We start from the raw sequence: 641 nt of genomic DNA, 5'->3' as shown, positions 1-641 counted from the left end.
GCGGTATCGGTAGATGTCTCGGCCGGGTTTGGCGCATTCCTGGCAGCGGCATACGTGCCTGTGGATGTCGCTGAGGTGGAAGAGCTGGGTGCGGTCTTGCCAGGGTGTGGGGTAGAGCGACTCGTCCAGTTCGACGTGGGCGCGTCCGCGCTGTGGGTTGACCTGGGTCACCGTGCCCGGGTAGTAGAACGGGGAGCAGTATAACTCCGTCCACCACGGGCGTACCGGGATGTGGAATGAGGGGCGGACCAGGACGCGGTCACCGGGCTGCATCGCCGTCTGCCCCCTTCCACAGGTCGAGGGCTCCCGCCGCGTCGTCGGCCTGTGGGCGGTCGGCTCCGCGCAGGTCGGCCAGCGTCCAGGCGACGCGCAGCAGGTGGGATAGCCCGTCTGCTGTCACGAGCCCGGCGTTGACCGCGGACCGCAGGAGCTCGGCAGCCTCCGGGGTGACGGAAAAGCGGGTGCGCAGGTCCGGTGCGGGTATCTCGGCGTTGATTCGCCATGGTGTGTCGGCCAGCCGATGGGCCGCCCGGTCCCTCCCGTCGAGCACCCGCGCGGCCACCGTCGCGCTCGGCTCACCCGCCCGCGCCTTGCGATCCCCCCACTCGACAGGCGCGCGTACGGCGACGCGCGACATGAGC

At 70.5% G+C, this 641-nt stretch carries 2 protein-coding genes; both read right to left on the bottom strand.

The annotated features are described in order from the left end of the window. On the bottom strand, nucleotides 1-273 hold a 273-nt coding region (locus Mam01_RS36095; RefSeq protein WP_204289699.1), incomplete at its 3' end, for a hypothetical protein. Continuing rightward, nucleotides 260-641, bottom strand: a 382-nt coding sequence (locus Mam01_RS36090; protein WP_507762942.1) for a magnesium chelatase subunit ChlI family protein, incomplete at its 5' end; no start/stop codon positions are given. The genes Mam01_RS36090 and Mam01_RS36095, both read right to left, overlap by 14 nt.

This window comes from Microbispora amethystogenes, assembly GCF_016863015.1.
In the GTDB taxonomy this organism is placed as follows: domain Bacteria; phylum Actinomycetota; class Actinomycetes; order Streptosporangiales; family Streptosporangiaceae; genus Microbispora; species Microbispora amethystogenes.
Note: the sequence above shows the minus strand (reverse complement) of the source record. Positions and strands in the feature narration are given on the sequence as shown.